The organism is Planosporangium flavigriseum, assembly GCF_011947225.1.
In the GTDB taxonomy this organism is placed as follows: Bacteria; Actinomycetota; Actinomycetes; order Mycobacteriales; family Micromonosporaceae; genus Planosporangium; species Planosporangium flavigriseum.
This window is the reverse complement of the sequence record NZ_JAATVW010000009.1, coordinates 1-18,562: the sequence shown is the minus strand read 5'-3', so window position 1 is coordinate 18,562 and position 18,562 is coordinate 1. Positions and strand designations below refer to the sequence as shown.

The window sequence follows — 18,562 nt, the reverse complement described above, 5'->3', positions numbered from 1 at the left end:
GGTCAACAGCGGAACGAGGACGCCAGCCTGGTCAGCTCGGTCGACATGGCCGCGAGCTCGGCGGCGGCGCCGCGGGTCTGGGTCGTGGCGTCGCTGGCGCGAGCGGCCGCGTCCCGGACGCCGGTGACGGCGGCCGTGACGGCCGTGGAGTTCTCCGACGCGTGACCCGCTCCGCTCGCCATGGCGTGCGCGGCGGTCGTCTGCTCCTCCACCACCGAGGCGATGGTGTGCTGGTACGCGCTGATGGACTCGATCACCGAGGCGATGCTGGCGACGGCCTCGACGGCCCGTTCGGTTTCGGCCTGGATGTCGCCGATCTTCTGGGTGATCTCCTCGGTGGCGGCCGCGGTCGCGGTCGCAAGGTCCTTGACCTCGCCGGCGACGATGGCGAACCCGCGCCCGGCCGCACCGGCGCGAGCCGCCTCGATGGTGGCGTTCAGCGCGAGCAGGTTGGTCTGCGCCGCGATCGCGGTGATCGTCCGAACCACCTCGCCGATGCGGCGACTGGACTCGCGCAACTGGTCGACGTTGGTCGCCGCCAGCTCCGCGGTGTCGATCGCGCCGGCGGCCGCGGTCGACACCGCGGTGGTGTTGGTACTGATCTCGGCGATGGCGCGCTGCAACTCCCCGGTGCTGAGCGCGATCCCCGCCAGGTCATGAGTGGACCGCTCCGCCGAGCTGTACACGGTCTCCAGCTGGCTGGCCGTCTCGTGTACCGAGCCTTCCATCGTGCTGCTCGTGGACTCCAGGCCCTGGGCGGCGGCCGCGAGCCGGTTCGCGGTCTCCCGCATGTTGCGGACGGTCTCGCCCATCTGGATGGTCATGGTGTTGAACGAACTGGCCAGCAGCGCAAGCTCGTCCTTGCCCATGACGTCCATCCGGATCGTCATGTCGCCCTCAGCGGCGGCCATGGCGACCTTGGCCGCGTGCCGGAGCCCCCGCACCACCGTCAACTGAACCGACAGCTGTACGAACACGACGACCGGCACCAGAGCGGGAAACCAGATCGCGAGCGTGGCGAGCGTCTGCAGGCCTTCCCGGGCCGACGAACCGGCGGGCAGCTCGGCCAGCGCGGCCGTAGCGGCGTTGTGCCCGACGATGCTGAGCGTGAGGATCGCCGTGATGTAGCTGAGCAGTGCCCCCACGTTCCGGACCTTCGCCGGAATCCAGTTCACGAGCTTGTACATGACACCCCCGATCGTTGCCGTAGTCATCGGCGCCGATGGGGCATCAATGAGCGTTTAGACGACCGTTTCTGCGCATCGTGCAAGTCGCTGGATAGCGTCCAGCCCGGCCCGGACCGCCGCCACCGATCCGTCGGAGTCGAACGGGGTGACAAGTGGCACGTAGACACCGCCGAGCTGGACCGCTGCGTTCGTCATCACGCTGACGGTAGTTCACCCGCGCCGCACGGCAACCCCAATAACCTCGGGCAGCGTCGCCCAACCCTGCGCAGATTTAAATACATGAATATAGATGGAACAAGAACGGGCATCAACGATCGGCACCGGCTGCCGTTACAGCGCCGGTACGACCGGGCGACGCCGATAGCTGCCGGCCGTGACGATCATCGGGGACCGTAGACCCACAGCACCTCGTAAACCCGGTCAACGGCCGGATCCTTCGATACCGCCGTGGCCGGGCCGCCGCCCGCCGGCGCCGCCATGGCCAGTGCGGCACACTCGGGCAGCCCGAGCTTCGTGGCCAAGGCCGCGGCGTCGGCAGGGTGCAGGGCGCGCTGGCCGAACAGCGCCGCCACCACCCACGCCACCGGCTTGCTGATCGCGTCAGCGAGATCCTGCCAGGACAACCCGCGCGCGAGCTTCGCCGCCAGCACCGATTGGGTGATCTCTTCTCGCGTCATGGCCGCCTCCCCAGGCGTCAGGGCCACTGTGACGACGGTAGGAGAGCCCGGTGCCCGCAGCAACCGGAGCGCCACCCGCAGCGCCGTCCCGAGCCGGAGCCGGCATAACGGCGGACAAGCCGGGTAAGCGCTATCTCGTGCGCAAGCTGGCCGCAAGGCCCGGCACGGACCACCCTCCCCGCATCCTCGTCATCGGAGGCGGCCATCTCGGCCTGTACGCAGCCCAGCGCCTGCAGCAACGCTTACCGCCGGGAGAAGCGGAACTAATCCTCGCCGAACCCCTGACCCACATGACCTACCAGCCGCTGCTGCCCGAGGTCGCCGCCGGCACCGTCGAACCCCGGCACGTCACCGTCCCCGTGCGCCCGGCGCTGCCCCGGTTCCACGTCGTCACCGCTGAGGTCGTCGAGTTGCGGCACGCCGACCGGACGGCTCGGGTGCGGCTGATCGACGGCTCAGAGCGCGACCTCGCGTACGACCATGTCGTGGTCGGCCCCGGCACGGTCTCCCGGACGGCGCCGGTACCCGGGCTCGCCGAACTCGCCGTGGGGTTCGAGACCCTCGGCGAGGCCGTCTTCCTGCGCAACCGGGTGATCATCCAGCTCGCGCTGGCGGCCTCCACCTCCGATCCCGCCGTACGGCGCCGAGCCCTGACGTTCGTGGTCTTCGGCGCTGGCTACGCCGGCGTGGAGGCCGTGGGCGAGCTGTCGGACCGGTCGATGGACGCCATCAAGACGTTCGCCGAACTACGGCACGAAAAGGTCCGCTGGATCCTGGTCGAGCCCACCGACCGCATCCTGCCCGAGGTCAGCCCCGCACTCGGTGAGTACACCGCGAACGTGCTCCGCGCGCGAGGGGTGGAGATCTGGCTCGAAACCAGCATCGCCTCCTGCGTCGGCGGACGGGTCAGGTTCCACGGCCGGCACGCCGGCGACGTCGTCGAGGCCAACACGAAGGTGTGGACGGCCGGTATCCGGCCCCATCCGATGCTCGACCACACCGACCTCCCCCGCGATCCCGAAGGTCGCGTGCTCGCCGACGCCTATCTGCGGGTACGCGGAACGCCGGGCGCCTGGACCGGCGGTGACTGCGCCGCGGTGCCCGACCTCACGTGCGACGAACCCGGAGCGCTGTGCGCGCCCACCGCCCAGCACGCGATCCGGCAGGGTCGACGCCTGGCCGACAACCTCGTCGCCGACGTCCGGGGCCCGCAGCGCAACGGCCCACCCAAGCCGTACCGACACCGCTACGCCGGCTCTGTGATGGGCATGGGGCGCATGCAAGGCGTGGCCGAGGTCTACGGGGTACGCCTGAGCGGCACGCCGGCCTGGCTGCTGCACCGGGTGTACCACTGGCTCATGCTGCCGAGCGGGGCCGGCAAGGCCCGGGTGCTCACCGACTGGATCTTCGACGCGCTCTTCTCCCGCGACATCAGCGCCCTCGCCGAACTCCAGGAGCCGCACAAGCCGCTCCAGACGGCGGCGCGGGCGCCGGCCCCCAGCACGCAAACTGCATGACGGGCAGGCCGCTTTCCTCGCCGGTCGATGTCGCTGTGGCACGTACCACTGCCCTAGCGGCTCAGGCCACCGCTCTCCCTCCCGATGGGTACTGATGGACCCCTGTCGGCAGTCTGCCCCCTACGCCGCACGGGTGCCGGGAGGATAGAAATGGCCACAAGAAAACACCTGGTCCGCGTAGCCGTGCTCACGGCGGTGGCACTGATGTCGGCAGCCGGCTGCGGAGGCGCCAAAGCCAACGCGCCGGCCGTGGGAGGATCGGCATCCTTCGCCGGATGCGTGCAGCACCCCAACGACTGCAACAGCGGTCCGACCACCCGCGGCGGGACCCTGACCTACGCCGTCGAGAAACCGATCAACGGCTGGAATCTCGCCGACGCCGACGCCAACAGCTTCGAGTCCACGCAGGTGCTCGCCGGCGTCCTGCCGTCGGCGTTCATCGCCTACCCCGACCTGTCCGTCCGGGTCAACAGCGACCTGCTGGTATCTGCCGAGCAGACCGCGACCAGCCCGCAGACCGTGGTATACCGCATCCAGTCGCGCGCGGTCTGGGACGACGGCACACCGATCAGCGGCGACGACTTCGCGTACGCCTGGCAGACGCAGAACGGCAAGGACTGCCCGGACTGCTCCGCGGCGTCCACCGCCGGCTACGACCAGATCGCCTCGCTGTCCCAGAGCGACGGGGGCAAGACCGTGACGGTCACGTTCCAGCCAACGTTCGCCGACTGGAAGTCGCTGTTCACCAGCCTGTACCCGGCGCACGTGGCGCGCGCGCACGGCGCCCTGGCCGCCTCCTGGAAGTGGTTCAACGCCAATCCGCCGACCTTTTCCGGCGGCCCGTACAAGATCTCCGGGTACGAGCCCGACGTCGCGGTGACGGAGGTGCCCAACCCGCGCTGGTACGGGAAGGTCCAGCCGGCGCTCGACCGACTGGTGTTCCGGATCATCACCGATCAGACCGCTGAGCTCTCCGCGCTGCGCAACAACGAGGTCCAGGCGATCTACCCGCGCCCCACGGCGGATCTGGTCAACTCCGTCAAGGCGGAGCCGTCGGTGCAGTACACCGTGGGCAAGGGCCTCAGCTGGGAGCACCTCGACCTCAACCTGAAGAACCCGCTGCTGTCCGACGGTCAGCTGCGGCGGGCGGTCTTCACCGCGATCGACCGCAAGGCGATCATCAGCAAGACCGTCGGCCAGGTCCTCGCGGACACCCCCGCGCTGGGAAGCCACAACTTCGTGCCCGGCCAGCCCAGCTATCGTGACGTGGTCACCCCCACCGGCCAGGGAGCCGGCGACGTGGCCAAGGCACGGAAGCTGCTCACCGACGCCGGCTACCGCGATGTCGGCAGCGCCCTGAAGACCCCCGCCGGGGCGCCGGTCACCCTGCGGGTGACCTATGCGGCGGGTAACAGCATGCGGGCGCAGATCGCCGAACTGATCCAGGGTCAGCTCGGCCAGCTGGGGATCACCGTCAAGATCGTGCCGGTCACCGATTTCGGCACCGCGCTCACCGGGGGCGACTTCGACCTGATCCTGTTCGCCTGGACCGGCAACCCGTTCCCGGTCGGCAACGCGCTGCAGAGCTGGGCCAGCGACGGCGGCGGCAACTTCGGTGGCTGGCAGAACGACGCCAGCGACAGGCTCCTGCGGCAGGCGGCGACCGAGACCGACGCGGCCAAGGCCGCCGACCTGCTCAACCAGGCGGACCAGATCATGGCCGGCGACGCCTATGTGCTGCCGCTGTTCCAGAACCCGACGCTGCTCGCCGTCAACGGCCGCTTCGCGAACATCCGCGACAACGCAACCAGTTTCGGACCGACCTACAACGTGCAGGAGTGGGGCCCGCGGAAGCGGTAGCAACTTCCGAGCTCCAAGAAAGATCAGAGGGCGTACCCGTCGACGGGTACGCCCTCTGATCTTGTTGGTCCGTCAGGCGGTGGCCTCAGCGATTCCCTGCTGGTCCACAGCCGCACCGACCTGGTCGTCGGCGGACGGCTTGGCGGCGATGGACACGGCGATGGCGCCGATCGCCGCCACCCCGCCGAACACGTAGAAGCCCCACGGGTACGCGAGGCCCGCGGTGAGCAGCCAGCCACCCACGATCGGACCGCAGATCGCGCCGATGCGGCCGACCCCCGCGGAGCCACCCAACGCGGTGGCGCGGCCCGCCGCCGGGTACGCCCGGCCGACGTACGCGTACACGAGCACCTGGGCGCTGAACACGAAGATGCCGGCGAGCAGCACGCTGATGTAGAGGCCGATGGTCGGCAGCTTGATGCTGAGCGCGGCGAGGAACACGGCCGCCGCGGCGAACCAGGCGATCGTGGAGCGGCGGATGCCGTTGCGGTCGGCGACCCGACCGGCGACGAGGAGCCCGATCACCGCGCCGACGTTGAGGATGAGCAGCAGGACCAGCGCCTCACCCAGCTGGTAACCGGCCGATCGCATGATCTGCGGCAACCAGGTGTTGAGCCCGTAGACGAGCAGCAGACCCATGAAGGAGGTCACCCAGAACGCCAGCGTGGACCGCGCCATCCCGCCCTGGAACAGGGTCGCCACGGCGCGCTTGCCGGTACTCGCCGCTGGAGCGGCGGTGCCGTTGGCGGCCGCGGCCCGCGCCGCGAGGAAGGACTCCGACTCGGGCAGGTAGCGCAGCATCAGCGGCACGATCACCAGTGCCGGCGCTGCGCCGATGACGAACATCGTCTGCCAGCCGTACCGTTCGATCACTTCGATCCCGAGCAGCGCCGTGAGGACCGCGCCCACGTGGTAGCCGGTCATCAGCGTGGTCGTGGCGCTGCCACTGCGCTCCCGCCGGGAGTACTCGGTGACCAGCGCGATCGCGGTCGGCAGGCAGCCGCCCAGGCCGAGCCCGGCGAGGAAGCGGAGCAGGCTGAAGATCTCCGGCGACGGGGCGACCGCGCACAGCAGGGTGAACACGGAGAAGCTGACCACCGCGATCAGCAGGGCCTTACGACGGCCGATGATGTCGGTGATCGCGCCGATGGTGACGGCGCCGATGGTCATGCCGATGAGGCCGACCGTGGCGATGAGGGAAGCCGAACCGGGGTTGAGGTCCCACTGTTTGTACTTGAGCAGGGACGGCATCACGGTCCCGAGAACGACGAGATCGAAGCCGTCCAAGAGGACGGCTAACCAGCACAACGGCAAAACCCAGGATGAGGCCCTCTGACGGTTTTGTGCCGATATCGCGCTTGTCATGAGCTACCTACCATGATCGTACTCTGTGCGAAGATACGCGCACGTAGTATGCATCACTCTCGACAACAGTGAAACGGGCTTCCCGCCACGACGCGCCAACCATCCTCATAACCACGATCGTGGCGGCTTTCCGTGTTCTGGCACGGAAAAGCCGCCACGATCGTGAAGTGAAGAATTCAGTCCGCGGCGCGGTGGCGCCCGACCGGCTGCTCGCCCTGCGGCTCGGGCTCGTCCTGCGACTCGGGCTCGTCCTGCGACTCGGGCTCGTCCTGCGGCTCGGGCTCGTCCCGCGGCTCGGGCTCGTCCTGCGGCTCAAGCGCGGCCAGCGCATCGAAGGCGCGGGGCACCGTGACATCGGGCAGCACTTCAGCGCCGTCGCTGATGCCGGCGCCGCCGCCGACACTGACATCGTCCAGCCATTCGGCTGGGCTGTCGGCCAGGTCGGTGCGGATGCCCTGCAGCCAATGCTCAAGATCGTCACGCTGGGCGGCGGGGTCGCTGGCGTCGACCGGCTCGACCCAGCCATGGTCCGACGTCATGACTGGCACTCTCCAAACGGCTGCGGGCAAGCGGGTCCGGTTAGGGTACCCGGCCCCCGCCAGCACCGGCCGGCGGCACGCCCGCGCAACGCGATCATCTGCTCACACCCCGCAGTGGTTCGTCATACGGGAGGGTGACGGCGAACCGCGCGCCGCCCTCCGGGGCGTGGCCGGCTTCGATCCCGCCGCCGAGGCGCCGTACCAGCCGCGCGGCCAGCGCCAGCCCGAACCCGCCGCCGGCTTTGCGTACGCCGTGATAGCGCTGGTAGAGGGCGCCCCGTTCGAACGCGACCACCAGGTCGTCGTCGGTGAAGCCGGGACCGCCGTCTCGTACCTCGACGATCCCGCCGTCCGGGCCGGCCCGTACTGCCAGCACCAGCGGACCTCCGGGCGGCGTGGCCCGCAGCGCGTTCTCGCACAGGCCATCCACGACCTGGCGAATACGTCCCGGATCGGTACGCACGACGACGCGACCGCCCGGCAGGTCGGCACGAAGCGCCACGGCGGCTGCGGCGCAGCGGGGTCGCCACGCCCGGTCCGCCGCTTCGATCAGCTCGACCAGATCCACCCGCGTCAGCTCGACCGGCAGGTCCGCGGCCTCCAGCCGGGCCAGTACGAGCAGGTCGGAGACGAGGCGATCGAGCCGATCGGCCTCGTCGAGGATCGTCCGGCCGGCCGTGGGCGCGCCGGCGGCGTCGACGACTCCGTCGGCGAGCGCCTCGGCGTAGCCGCGGATGGTCGTCAGCGGCGTACGCAGATCGTGGGAGACCGACAGCAGGAAGTCGCGCTGGCGCCTCTCACTCGTAGCCAGGTCCGCCGCGAGCTGGTTGAACGCCGTGGACAGTTCAGCGACCTCGCCCACGTGCCGGGCGGCCAGCCGTACCGTACGGTCCCCGCTGCCCAACCGCGCGGCCGCCGCTGCCGCTTCCCGGATCGGGGTCACCACCAACCGTCTCAGCAGCACACCGGCGGCGATCCCGGCACCCAGGCCGGCGAGGAGCCCGACCCAGAGGTTGCCGAACGCCAGCGCGGCCGACGCGGTGACCGCCGGAGTGGTCAGGACGACGCCGTTGCCGTTCGTGGCTGCAACGCCCTGGCGGACCAGGTACACCTCGCGGCCCTGCCGGGACTGCCGGTTGGCCAGGATCGCCCGGGCGGAGAAGGTACGCGTCAATGCCGGTCCTCCGCGGCGTAGCCGACGCCCCGGGCCGTGCGGATCCAGGCGGCGGCGGCGCCGAGCTTCCCGCGCAGCTGCGCCACGTGGACGTCGACCGTACGCGTGCCGGCGTGCGCGGCGTACCCCCAGACCGAAGCGAGCAGCTCCTCGCGGCTGAACACCCGCCCCGGCCGGGCCATGAGGTGCCCGAGCAGGTCGAACTCGGTCGGGGTGAGGCTCACCGGGGCGCCGTCCACGAGCACTTCCCGCCGGCCCGGGTCCAGCATGATCGGCCCGAGCTGCCGTACCCGGTCGCCCTCGGGCGGCCCGGCGGCGCGGCGCAGCAGCGCCTTGACCCGCGCGACCAGCTCGCGGGGGCTGAACGGTTTGGTGACGTAGTCGTCCGCGCCGAGCTCCAGCCCGAGCACCCGATCTATCTCGCCGTCGCGCACGGTCAAGAAGATGACCGGCGTCCAGTCGCCGTCCTCGCGCATCCGCCGGCACACGTCCGTGCCGTCCATACCCGGCAAGGCGATGTCGAGAATGCAGGCGACCGGCCGGAGTTTGCGTGTTGCGGCGAGACCGGCCACGCCGTCGTGTTCGACGTGAACGTCGAAACCGTCGCGGGTCAGGTACAGCCCGACCAGGTTGGCGATCGGACGCTCATCCTCGACGACGAGCACCAGCCCCTTGCGCAGGGCTTGCGGACCCATGCTGCCATCATCCCGCTACTGCGTCGGGATGTGCGCACGCCGCGGCAACTCTCCGGGGCGCCCGGGCCCGGCGCGGTGCTGCCGGGCCCGGTGCCTGATGTCCCGCGGTGGCAGGTGCGCTACCTCGACGGGCTGGGGTGTGGTGTCTTCCCGGTCAGGGGCTGGACGTCGGCCGCAGGGGAGGTCGCGGTCTTGGTGGGTTTCGGCGACGGATGCGGGGTGGCCGCCGTGGCGGCGGTGGCGCCTGGACCGAACAGCCCGACCACGACCGCGCCCACGGCGAGCATCTTGTGGATCCGTTTCATGGGTAGGTGCTCCCTCGAAGTCCGCGTGCTCGACTCCCAGCCTGCCGACAAGATGCTTACTTTCCACAAAGCCCACGTAAGGCTCGGGTAAGGATGCGAGCCCGGTATGGCGGGGAACCACCGCCGGCCTCGATCCGTTTCGACATGGCCTGTCCCGGTAAGTAGATCGGGTGCCATCGTCTTGAACAAAGGGAGCTGGCGGGTCAGATGGCCGATCGGCCGGACGCGGGCTGGGCGAGCGGCGCCCCGGCGGAGTATCCGGCCAACCGCTGCGGCCCAGCGACGCGGCCGCGCCGGCGCGACTACGTCAAATCGGTCGGGCCGGGGGTGGTTGCCGGCGCGGCCGACACCGACCCGACCACGGTCGCGACGCTGGTCGTCGTCGGCGCCACCACGGTCTACGGCCTGGCGTGGCTGACGCTGCTGCTACTTCCGCTGCTGGCGGTGGTGCAGACCCTCGCCACCCGCGTGGGAATGGCCAGCGGACGCGACCTGGAGAAGGCGGTGACTGACAACTACGGTCGCCGATGGAGCGTGCTGCTGCTGGGGTCGATCCTGACCGTCAACGTGGTGACCATCGCCGCCGACCTGGAGGCCGGTGCGGCGGCGATGAGCATCCTGACCGGCGTCGGCGGGGCCTGGTTCGTCATCCCGTTGGCCCTCGCGCTGCTGGGCCTGCTGATGATCGGCAAGTACGACGAGGTCGAACGGGTGCTCAAGTACGTACTGCTGTGCCTGTTCGCGTACGGCGCGGCCGCGATGCTGGCGCACCCGCACTGGGGCTCGGTGGCGCGCGGGAGCCTCCTGCCGTCGGTGCACCTGAGCCCCGAGTACGTCACCGGCGCGGTGGCGCTGCTGGGTACCACCCTGACCACGTACATGTACGTGTGGCAGACGGTCGAGCAGGTCGAGGAGCGGTGCAGCCGCGCCTGGGTGGGCGTACGCGAACTCGATGCGGTCGTGGGCACCGTGCTGGCCGTCGCGGTGTTCTGGTTCATCCTCGTCGCCAGCGGCGCCACGCTGGGCGTACACCACCAGCACGCGGAGACCGCCGAACAGGCCGCGCAGGCGCTCCGGCCGGTCGCCGGCTCCTTCGCCAGTGGCCTGTTCGCCATCGGCCTGCTCGCCTCCGCCGCCCTGGCCCTCCCCGTGATCATGGCGTCCACCGCCTACGCCACCGGATCGGCCTTCGCCTGGCGCTGCGGCCTGTCCCTGCCCGTGCGCGAGGCACCCGCCTTCTATGCCGTCCTCGCCACCGGCGCCGTGCTGGGCAGCGTCCTCGCGCTGGCCGGCATCAGCCCCATCCGGCTGCTCTTCATCGCCAGCATCATCGCCGGCGTCGCCACGCCGATCGGCCTGGTGCTGCTCGTCCTCGTCGCCGGCAACGCCCAACTGATGAACCACCAGGCCGTCGGCCGGCCCCTGCTGACCGCCGGCTGGGCGGTCACCGCCCTGGTCGCAGGCGTCTCGATCGTCTACCTGGCGCAGCAACTCCACCTGCTGCCCGGATAACGACGGTGGCCCCGCCCCGCGCACAGCGCGGGGCGGGGCCACCCGAATCGCGGCTGCTACTCGAAGCCGCCGAAGTCGCCTTCGTCGCCGAAGGCCTCGTCCATCATCTCGCTGGCGACGTATCCGCCCACCATTCCGGCGGCCAGGCCACCGAGGACCGCTCCGGCGCCCATGCCGCGGTGCCCGTGACCATGGCCGTGACCCGGCTTGCCGTAGCCCGGCTGGCCGTAGCCGTACGCCGGCGGCGCGCCGAAGTGCCCGCCGCTACGGGACAGCACGGCCTGCTGCAGCCAGCCGTCGATCTGCGCGGCCCAGTCCGTCCGGTCGGCGGTCGCGTGCTCGACGCGCAGGTGGTGGAACACATCGCGGCCACTGGTGAACAGCCCGCCGCGCTTGTCGACCTCGATGATCACGTCGAGGCCCTGCTGGTTGGCCACAAAGGTCAGTTCGAGTTGGTTGAGGGCGCGGGCGTACTGCGGCGCCGCCCAGAACTCGATCTCCTGGTAGAACGGCAGGCTCTGCTGCACGCCGCGGATGTACCCGCGCTCCAGGTCGGCCTTCTGGAACCGGAAACCCAGCCGGCCCATCGCCTCCAGGATGGCCTCCTGGGCGGGCAGCGGGTGCACGAAGACCGGGTCGAGGTCGCCCTTGTCGACCGCCCGGGCGATCGCGACCTCGGTACGCAGGCCCATGGTCATGCCGTGCAGGCGCTGGCCGTAGACGTCGGTGACCGGGGTCTCCCACGGGACGGCGAACTGGAAGGGGATCGACTGGCGGGCGCCGGCGGGCAGGCGCAGCGCGCCGCTCACCGGCACCCGGAGGAACTCCACGGTGCTGTTGTATTCGTGGTCACCGCTCTCCGTCTCGACCCGGGTGACCAGCCCGACGGTGATGTGCTCGATGTCGACGTCGCTCTTGCCGCCCTCGAGGTGGACCTGCCCCTGCAGCATCCCACCGGGGCGGGTGTTCGGGTCGGCCAGCACGGTGTCCACCGACGGGCCACCGACGCCGAGCGCGCCGAGCATCTTCTTGAAAACCACGTGATCTCCTTCTCTGTAGTAATCAGCGCAGGACAGTGGGGTCGTTCGCCATCTGCTGCAGGCGGCGGATCCGGTCGGCGGTCGGCGGGTGGGTCCGGAACATCGCAGCCAGGCCGCCGGCGGTCAGCGGGTTGGCGATCATCAGGTGGGCGTGGGCGGCGTGCTGGGAATCGGCCGGCAGGGGCAGCATCCGCGCCCCGTGCTCGATCTTGTTCAGGGCGCTGGCGAGGCCCAGGGGGTCGCCGGACAGCCGGGCGCCGTCGGCGTCGGCCTGGTACTCGCGGCTGCGGCTGATCGCGAACTGGATCAACCCGGCGGCGAGGGGGCCGAGGATGAGCATCATCATGATCGCCAGCGGGTTCGGCGCGTCCTCGTCGTCCGAGGTGAACGGCAGGAACAGGGCGAGGTTGGCGACGGCGGTGATGATGCCGGCGAGCGCGGCCGCGACGCTGGAGATCAGGATATCGCGGTTGTACACATGGGACAGTTCGTGGCCGAGCACCGCGCGCAGCTCGCGCGGGTCGAGCAGGCGCAGGATCCCCTCGGTGACGCACACCGCGGCGTTGGCCGGGTTGCGGCCGGTGGCGAACGCGTTGGGCTGCGCGGTGGGGCTGACGTACAGCCGCGGCATCGGCTGGCCGGCGGCCGTGGCCAGCTCGCGCACCATCGCGTACAGCTCCGGCGCCTGCGCCTCGCTGACCGGCTGGGCGGCCATCGAGCGCAGCGCGATCTTGTCCGACCAGAAGTAGGTGCCGGCATTCATCGCCAGCGACAGCACCACGGCGATGACCAGTCCGGTGCTGCCGCCGATCCAGGAACCGGCGGCGAGGATGAGCGCGGTGAGCAGGCCGAGCAGCAGGGCCGTCTTCAGCCCGTTGAAATGACGGTGCATGGTCGTCTCACTTCCGTGCAACCCGGGCGTTGGCCACCCGGGTGTGGTCGGTTTCGTCATCGAACTCGCCGATGACCTCCTCCAGCAGGTCTTCGAGCGCCACCAGGCCGACGACCTGTCCGGCTTCGGTGACGAACGCGACCTGCGCGCGGTGCTGGCGCATGGCGGTGACGGCGGCCGGCACGGTCAGGTCGACGGCGGCCGTGAACGGGCTGGTCATCAGGTCACCGGCCCGGGCGGGCCGGGCGGCGGTGGTCGCGCGGACGGCGTCGCGTACGTGCACCTGGCCGACGATGCGGCCGCCGTCGTCGACCACGGCGAGCCGGGACCGACCGGTCTCCTGGCTGACCTGCTCGACCCGGTGCGCCGGCGCGTCGACGGGAACCGTGACGATCTGCTCGCGCGGCGCCATCACCCGGTGCAGGGGCGTGTTCTGCAGTTGCAGCAGCCGGGTCAGCAGGCGGTGCTCGCCGGCCGGCAGGAGCCCGTGCTCGCGGGACTGCTCGAGCAGCATGCGCAGCTCGTCCGGGCCGTGCGCCTGGGCGACCGTGTCGACTCCGGTGACCCGTACCGCGCGCAGGGCGAGGTTCGCCAGGCCGTTGAGGACGGACAGCGCCGGACGGGCCAGCCGGGCGAAGGCCCGGAACGGCAGCGCCAGCAGCAGAGCCGAGCGTTCCGGGTCGCTGATCGCCCACGACTTCGGCGCCATCTCCCCCACCACCATGTGCAGGAAGACCACCAGAGCCAGGGCGACCAGGAACGCGACCGCGTAACTGACCTCGGCGGGCAGTCCGACCGCGGCCAGCGCCGGGTCGAGCAGGTGGGCGATCGCCGGTTCGGCGAGCGCGCCGAGCCCGAGCGAGCACAGCGTGATGCCGAGCTGCGCGCCGGCGAGCATCAGCGACAGCTCCCGGCTGCCGGCCAGTGCCGCGACGGCGGCCCGGCTGCCGTGCTCGGCCGCCTGTTCGAGGCGGTGGCGCTTGCTGGCCACGAGCGCGAACTCGGCGGCCACGAAGAAGCCGTTGGCGGCCAGCAGGACCAGCGAGATGATCAGGGCCCAGGTGGTGCTCATGCCGCCACCGCCTCGTCCGCCCCCGCGATCACGGCGATGGACGCGGGCACGTGCCGGGCGACCGCGACGACCTCCAACGTGACCCGTGGCGTCGCATCATCACCGGTCGCCGGCAGCGTGACCTCGGCCCGGTCACCGGGCTGGGGCACGCGTCCGAGCAGGGTCATGACCAGGCCGGCGATGGTGTCGTAGTGCTCGCCTTCCGGCAGCTGTACGCCGGTCGCGTCGGCGACCTCGTCGACGCGCCACCGGCCGGGAACCAGCCACGCCCCGTCCGGGCGCCGCAGGACGCCGGGCTCGGCGGGGTCGTCCTCGTCGAGGATCTGGCCGACGAGCTCCTCGGCGATGTCCTCCAGCGTGATCACGCCGGCGAACGCCCCGTACTCGTCGAGCACGCAGGCGAGTTGCCGGTGCTCGCCGCGCAGCCGGTCGAGCACGGCCGGCAGCGGCAGGGATTCGGGCAGCAGCAGGGCCGGCGTCGCCACCCGGGCGACCGGGGTGGCGGCACGCTCGGCCGGTGACAGGGCGAGAACGTCGTTGATCCCGATGACGCCGACGATGTCGTCCACGCTGTGGTCGCCGAGGACCGGGAACCGCGAGTGGCCGGTGTCGAGCAGGTCCACCACCCGGGTGGCGGGCTCGTCGACGCGTACGGTGTGCACGTCGACCCGGGGGGTCATGACCTGCCCGGCGGTGTGCTGCCGGAACTCCAGCCCGCGGGCGAGCAGCCGGGACGTTTCGTCGTCGAGGTGGCCGCCGGCGCGCGCGTCGGCGACGATGCGCTCCAGCTCCTCCGCCGTGGCGCCGGTCGGCAGCTCTTCTACGGGCTCGACGCCGATGCGGCGCAGCAGCCGGGTCGCGGCGACGTCGAACAGCCGGATCACCGGGCCGGCGACCGCCAGGTAGGCCAGCGTCGAGCGGCCCAGCGCCCGGGCCAGCGTTTCGGGCCGGGCGATCGCGAGGTTCTTGGGCGCCAACTCGCCGAGCACCATCTGGACCACGGTGGCGAACAGCAGCGCCGCCGCCACCGACAGGGGAAGGCTCACGGCCGTCGGTACCCCGGCGGTGTCGAGAAGGTTGGCGAGCCCCGCGCCCAGGTACGGCTCGGCAACGAAGCCGACCAGCAGCGCCGTCACGGTGATCCCCAGCTGCGCGCCGGAGAGCATGAACGACAACCGGCCGGTCACCCGCAGCGCCCGCCGGGCCGGCTCGTCGCCGCCATCGGCCAGCTGCCGCAGTTTGGCGCGGTCGACCGCGACGTAGGCGAACTCCTGAGCCACGAAATACCCCGTTGCAGCCGTCAGGGCAACAATCAGGACAAAACCAAAGAAGATCAACATGCCGGGACACCGTCCACGGCCTTCACCGGGCCGGCCGGGGCCGGTCCCGCTGGAATCTGCAGCCGGGCATAACCCGGCCCGGTACTACAGCCTTCGCTGTCAGCCGAGCGTCTCACGAAAAAAACACTAGCACGTGCAACTGTATGGTTGCGGTGTAAGACTGAACCCCAGGGGGTGACTGATGTCCGACGGACTACTCCGCATCGGCGAACTGGCCGCGCGTGCGGGGGTGAGCACCCGCACCGTGGACTTCTACACCAACCTGGGCCTACTCAGCCCGGCCGGCCGCACCGGCGGCAACTTCCGCCTCTACGCCCCCGACGCCGTGGAGCGCATCGGCCTCGTCCGCCAGCTGGAGGCCCACGGCGTCAGCCTTCAGGACATCGCCGCCGCGATGCGGCGCGAGCCGACCGGCGACGCCATCGCCGGCCTGCTCACCAACCTGAGCCAGGACCTGCACTCCCTGCAGGAGGTCGCACACAGCGCCGGCCCCGAGGCGCACGGCATCCTCGCCGCGATCACCGCGCGCGCCCACTCACTGATCACCACCGCGCTGGAGATCGCCGCCAACATGCCGCCGCCGGCGTGACCCGGCCGCCGTACCGGGCGGGTACGGCGGCCGGTGAAGCCTGAGAACGGGCCGGTGAAGCCCTAGAACGGGTACGCCGGGAGGTCGCCGCGCACGGTGACCCACTGGGTTTCGGTGAACGCCTCGATGTTGGCCTGCGGGCCGCCGTGCCGGGAGCCGGTGCCCGAGGCACCGACCCCGCCGAACGGCGCGACCGCCTCGTCGTTGATCGTCTGGTCGTTGATGTGCACCAGCCCGGACGGGATGCGCTCGGCCAGCTCCAGCCCCTTGTAGACGTCCCGGGTCAGGATCCCGAGCGAGAGGCCGTACTCGGTGCCCGCGGCCAGCTCGGCGACCTCGTCGAGCGACGAGAACGGGGTGACCGGCGCGACCGGGCCGAAGATCTCCTCGCGGTAGGCCGGGGCGTCGACCGGCACGTCGCCGAGCACGGTCGGCCGGTAGAACAGCCCCTCGAACGTGCCGCCGGTGCGCACCGTGGCGCCGGCGTCCACGCTGGCGGTGACCAGCCCGTGCACCCGGTCGCGCTGGCCGGCGTCGATCAGCGGGCCGAGCGCGACCTGCTCCCGGTACGGGTCGCCGACCGGCAGCTTCTCCACCTTCTCGGTGAGGATTCGGGTGTACTCCTCGGCGATCGAGGAGTGCACCAGGTGCCGCGAGGTGGCCATGCAGATCTGGCCCTGATGCGAGAAGGTGCCGAAGGCGCCGACGGAGGCGGCCTTCGCCACGTCGACGTCGGGCAGCACGATCAGCGCCGAGTTGCCGCCGAGCTCCAGGTGCGCCCGCTTGAGGTGCTGCCCCGCGAGGGCTCCGACGGCGCGGCCGGCCCGGGTCGAGCCGGTGAACGCGATGATCCGTACCGCTGGCTCCACGACGAGGGCCTCGCCGACGTCGGCACCGCCCGGCAGTACCTGCAGCACCCCGGCTGGCAGCCCGGCCTCCTCGAACACCCGGGCGAACATGGCCCCGCCCGAGATCGCGGTGCGCGGGTCGGGCTTGAGGATCACCGCGTTGCCCAGCGCCAGCGCCGGCGCGACCGCCCGGATCGCCAGGATGGTCGGCACGTTGAAGGGCGCGATCACGCCCACCACGCCCGCCGGGACCCGCCGGGCGAACGACAGCCGCGGCGCGCCGGTTCGCAGCAGTTCCCCGTACGGGTGGCTCGGCAGGGCCGAGGCCTCGTAGCACTCGGCCGCGCTGGTGTGCACCTGGAAGTCGCCGAACGGTCCGATCGCGCCGGACTCCCGGGCCAGCCAGCCCTTGATCTCGTCGGCGTGCTCCTCCATCAGCTGGCCGGCCCGCCGCAGGACCCGCGCCCGCTCCGCGTACGGCAGCGCCGCCCACGCCCGCTGCGCCGCCACGGCCCGGTCGGCCGCCGCGGAGACGTCGGCGGGCGTCGCCCGGCCGACCTCCCCCAGGCTCTCGCCGGTGGCCGGCTCGACCGCGGTGTACGTGCCGCCCGTGGCTTCCGTCCACGAACCGGTCCAGATCTTGCCCTGCCAGGTGCCGTCGTCGAGCAGTGCCATCGCGTCTCCTTCGTCGAGCCAGGCGCGGAGCGTAGGCAGGCCCACGGGGGCGAGTCAATGCCCGGTGCCGGTCTCGCTCCTTACATTCCGCCGGCGCGCCCGCCGCTACCCCATCCGGGCGGTGGTGGAGGTGCCGAACCGCTGCGCCACAAGCTCCTTTAGTCCGTACGGGAACCGGCTGCGCGCCGCCTGGTGCGCCCCGAACAGCCGGCGCTGCGCTGTCGGGTCCCCGTCCCATGCGGCGAGGCAGTCTTCGGGTACCGCGTTGGCGACCGCGAGGATCGCTCCGGCGGCGCCAAGCGCGCCCGCGTAGCCGGTCAGCACCGGAGCGCCCACGTACGTCCAGCCGTCCCACGCGTCCAACTCGGCGAGGAGCCGCTCCGCGTTGCCGGTCGAGTCCTTGAGCCCCGCGACGGGCAGCCCGGCCAGCGCCTCCACCGGCACCTCTCCCCCGGCCACGCCCGGGAAGTGGTAGGCCAGCACCGGTGCCGGTCCGGCCGCTGCTGCCACCGCCGAGTAGTAGGCGGCCACGTCGAGACAACGGCCCGGGGGCGCGACGAGCACCGCGTCCGCGCCGGCCTTGACCGCGGCTTCGGTACGCGCAACAGCAGTCCCGGTCCACGGGCCGGAGGTACCGGCAATGACGGGTACGCCCGCGCACGCCCCCTTGACCGCCGCGACCAGGGTTGCCCGCTCGGTGTCGGTGAGCGTGTCCGGCTCGCCGGTGCTCCCGGCCACCAGCACCGCCCGCACGCCCGACTCCACCAGGCGAGCGGCGTGCGCCGCGGTCGCTGCCACATCCACCCGGACGCCGTCCGGGTCGAACAGGGTGACCAGAGCGACGGCGACACCGCGCCAGAGCGGTTCCGGGCACGAACTGATCATGGCGCTAGGATGCCAGACCGGTACGCACGACGCCCAGCCCTTCCTCCCCAATGTCGCGTTAGGACAATTCGGAAAACGGAGCCGGTTGATTCTCGGCCCGTGACGGCTGACGGTGGGACGTCCGGGCCGCGCGGCTGCGATGGCTACGCGGACTCCTGTCGAGCTGAGCCCTCATACGCTGGTCATTCCGACTCCGGCCGCTTGCCGGCGATAGGAATGCTCAGGATGAACTCGGTGCCCTCGCCGGGCGCGGAGTGCACCTGGATGGTGCCCCCGTGCCCGTCGATGACCACCGCCCGCGCCAGGGCGAGGCCCTGTCCGGTGCCCTTGCCGACCTCCTTGGTGGTGAAGAACGGCTCGAAGATCTTCTTCTGGAGGTGCTCGGGGATA

General features: G+C 71.2%; 19 protein-coding genes. 4 read left to right on the top strand and 15 right to left on the bottom strand.

Annotation, left to right across the window (positions count from 1 at the left end; translation table 11 throughout):
• Positions 1 to 2 precede the first annotated feature (2 nt).
• The 3 genes from HC028_RS14385 to HC028_RS14375 form a co-directional block, all read right to left on the bottom strand.
• Complete coding sequence (locus HC028_RS14385; RefSeq protein ID WP_168077511.1) at positions 3 to 1,214, bottom strand: methyl-accepting chemotaxis protein; 1,212 nt, start codon at positions 1,212 to 1,214, stop codon at positions 3 to 5.
• A gap of 27 nt (positions 1,215 to 1,241) precedes the next feature.
• Positions 1,242 to 1,382: a hypothetical protein gene (locus tag HC028_RS14380; RefSeq protein WP_168077509.1), complete on the bottom strand. Its 141-nt coding sequence runs from the start codon at positions 1,380 to 1,382 to the stop codon at positions 1,242 to 1,244.
• A 185-nt stretch (positions 1,383 to 1,567) separates the two neighbouring features.
• Positions 1,568 to 1,864: a hypothetical protein gene (locus HC028_RS14375; protein ID WP_168077507.1), complete on the bottom strand. Its 297-nt coding sequence runs from the start codon at positions 1,862 to 1,864 to the stop codon at positions 1,568 to 1,570.
• 146 nt (positions 1,865 to 2,010) lie between these two features.
• Here HC028_RS14375 and HC028_RS14370 point away from each other — a divergent pair, with 146 nt between their 5' ends.
• Both HC028_RS14370 and HC028_RS14365 read left to right on the top strand, forming a co-directional pair.
• Complete coding sequence (locus HC028_RS14370; protein ID WP_168077795.1) at positions 2,011 to 3,381, top strand: NAD(P)/FAD-dependent oxidoreductase; 1,371 nt, start codon at positions 2,011 to 2,013, stop codon at positions 3,379 to 3,381.
• 150 nt (positions 3,382 to 3,531) lie between these two features.
• Complete coding sequence (locus tag HC028_RS14365) at positions 3,532 to 5,241, top strand: ABC transporter family substrate-binding protein (RefSeq protein WP_168077505.1); 1,710 nt, start codon at positions 3,532 to 3,534, stop codon at positions 5,239 to 5,241.
• 72 nt (positions 5,242 to 5,313) lie between these two features.
• Here HC028_RS14365 and HC028_RS14360 read toward each other — a convergent pair whose 3' ends face one another.
• The 5 genes from HC028_RS14360 to HC028_RS14340 form a co-directional block, all read right to left on the bottom strand.
• Positions 5,314 to 6,606, bottom strand: coding sequence for an MFS transporter (locus HC028_RS14360; RefSeq protein ID WP_168077503.1), 1,293 nt, complete (start codon positions 6,604 to 6,606; stop codon positions 5,314 to 5,316).
• A gap of 176 nt (positions 6,607 to 6,782) precedes the next feature.
• Positions 6,783 to 7,145 (bottom strand): hypothetical protein, encoded by a 363-nt coding sequence (locus HC028_RS14355; RefSeq protein WP_168077501.1) that lies wholly within the window; start codon positions 7,143 to 7,145, stop codon positions 6,783 to 6,785.
• Between the two features lie 94 nt (positions 7,146 to 7,239).
• The gene (locus HC028_RS14350; protein ID WP_168077476.1) at positions 7,240 to 8,319 is read right to left on the bottom strand and encodes a HAMP domain-containing sensor histidine kinase; all 1,080 of its coding nucleotides are present in this window, start codon (positions 8,317 to 8,319) and stop codon (positions 7,240 to 7,242) included.
• Positions 8,316 to 9,014 carry a response regulator transcription factor gene (locus HC028_RS14345; protein ID WP_168077500.1) on the bottom strand — a complete coding sequence of 233 codons (699 nt, stop codon included), beginning with the start codon at positions 9,012 to 9,014 and terminating at the stop codon, positions 8,316 to 8,318. The genes HC028_RS14350 and HC028_RS14345 overlap by 4 nt, the downstream gene beginning before the upstream one ends.
• A 119-nt stretch (positions 9,015 to 9,133) precedes the next feature.
• On the bottom strand, positions 9,134 to 9,319 hold the full coding sequence (locus tag HC028_RS14340) for a hypothetical protein (protein WP_168077498.1): 186 nt from the start codon (positions 9,317 to 9,319) through the stop codon (positions 9,134 to 9,136).
• Between the two features lie 207 nt (positions 9,320 to 9,526).
• On the opposite strand from HC028_RS14340, the gene HC028_RS14335 reads away from it, so the two are divergent.
• Complete coding sequence (locus tag HC028_RS14335; RefSeq protein WP_168077496.1) at positions 9,527 to 10,831, top strand: NRAMP family divalent metal transporter; 1,305 nt, start codon at positions 9,527 to 9,529, stop codon at positions 10,829 to 10,831.
• A 56-nt stretch (positions 10,832 to 10,887) separates the two neighbouring features.
• On the opposite strand, the gene HC028_RS14330 is transcribed toward HC028_RS14335, so the two are convergent.
• The 4 genes from HC028_RS14330 to HC028_RS14315 are packed head-to-tail and all read right to left on the bottom strand — an operon-like array spanning position 10,888 to position 15,175.
• Positions 10,888 to 11,871 (bottom strand): sporulation protein, encoded by a 984-nt coding sequence (locus HC028_RS14330; RefSeq protein ID WP_168077495.1) that lies wholly within the window; start codon positions 11,869 to 11,871, stop codon positions 10,888 to 10,890.
• A 22-nt stretch (positions 11,872 to 11,893) separates the two neighbouring features.
• On the bottom strand, positions 11,894 to 12,763 hold the full coding sequence (gene htpX, locus HC028_RS14325; RefSeq protein ID WP_168077493.1) for a zinc metalloprotease HtpX: 870 nt from the start codon (positions 12,761 to 12,763) through the stop codon (positions 11,894 to 11,896).
• A gap of 7 nt (positions 12,764 to 12,770) precedes the next feature.
• A complete protein-coding gene (locus HC028_RS14320) occupies positions 12,771 to 13,835 on the bottom strand; it encodes a hemolysin family protein (protein ID WP_168077491.1) in 1,065 nt (354 codons plus the stop codon).
• Positions 13,832 to 15,175 carry a hemolysin family protein gene (locus HC028_RS14315; protein WP_168077489.1) on the bottom strand — a complete coding sequence of 448 codons (1,344 nt, stop codon included), beginning with the start codon at positions 15,173 to 15,175 and terminating at the stop codon, positions 13,832 to 13,834. Before HC028_RS14315 ends, HC028_RS14320 begins: the two co-directional genes overlap by 4 nt.
• 181 nt (positions 15,176 to 15,356) lie before the next feature.
• Between HC028_RS14315 and HC028_RS14310 the strand changes: the two genes are divergently transcribed.
• The gene (locus tag HC028_RS14310; RefSeq protein WP_168077487.1) at positions 15,357 to 15,764 is read left to right on the top strand and encodes a MerR family transcriptional regulator; all 408 of its coding nucleotides are present in this window, start codon (positions 15,357 to 15,359) and stop codon (positions 15,762 to 15,764) included.
• A gap of 62 nt (positions 15,765 to 15,826) precedes the next feature.
• On the opposite strand, the gene HC028_RS14305 is transcribed toward HC028_RS14310, so the two are convergent.
• The 3 genes from HC028_RS14305 to HC028_RS14295 form a co-directional block, all read right to left on the bottom strand.
• Positions 15,827 to 17,287, bottom strand: a complete 1,461-nt coding sequence (locus tag HC028_RS14305; protein WP_168077485.1) for a benzaldehyde dehydrogenase — start codon at positions 17,285 to 17,287, stop codon at positions 15,827 to 15,829.
• A 105-nt stretch (positions 17,288 to 17,392) separates the two neighbouring features.
• Positions 17,393 to 18,172 carry a dihydrodipicolinate synthase family protein gene (locus HC028_RS14300; RefSeq protein WP_168077483.1) on the bottom strand — a complete coding sequence of 260 codons (780 nt, stop codon included), beginning with the start codon at positions 18,170 to 18,172 and terminating at the stop codon, positions 17,393 to 17,395.
• A 182-nt stretch (positions 18,173 to 18,354) separates the two neighbouring features.
• Positions 18,355 to 18,562 (bottom strand): ATP-binding protein (locus HC028_RS14295; RefSeq protein ID WP_240940106.1); only part of this gene is annotated, 208 nt, incomplete at its 5' end.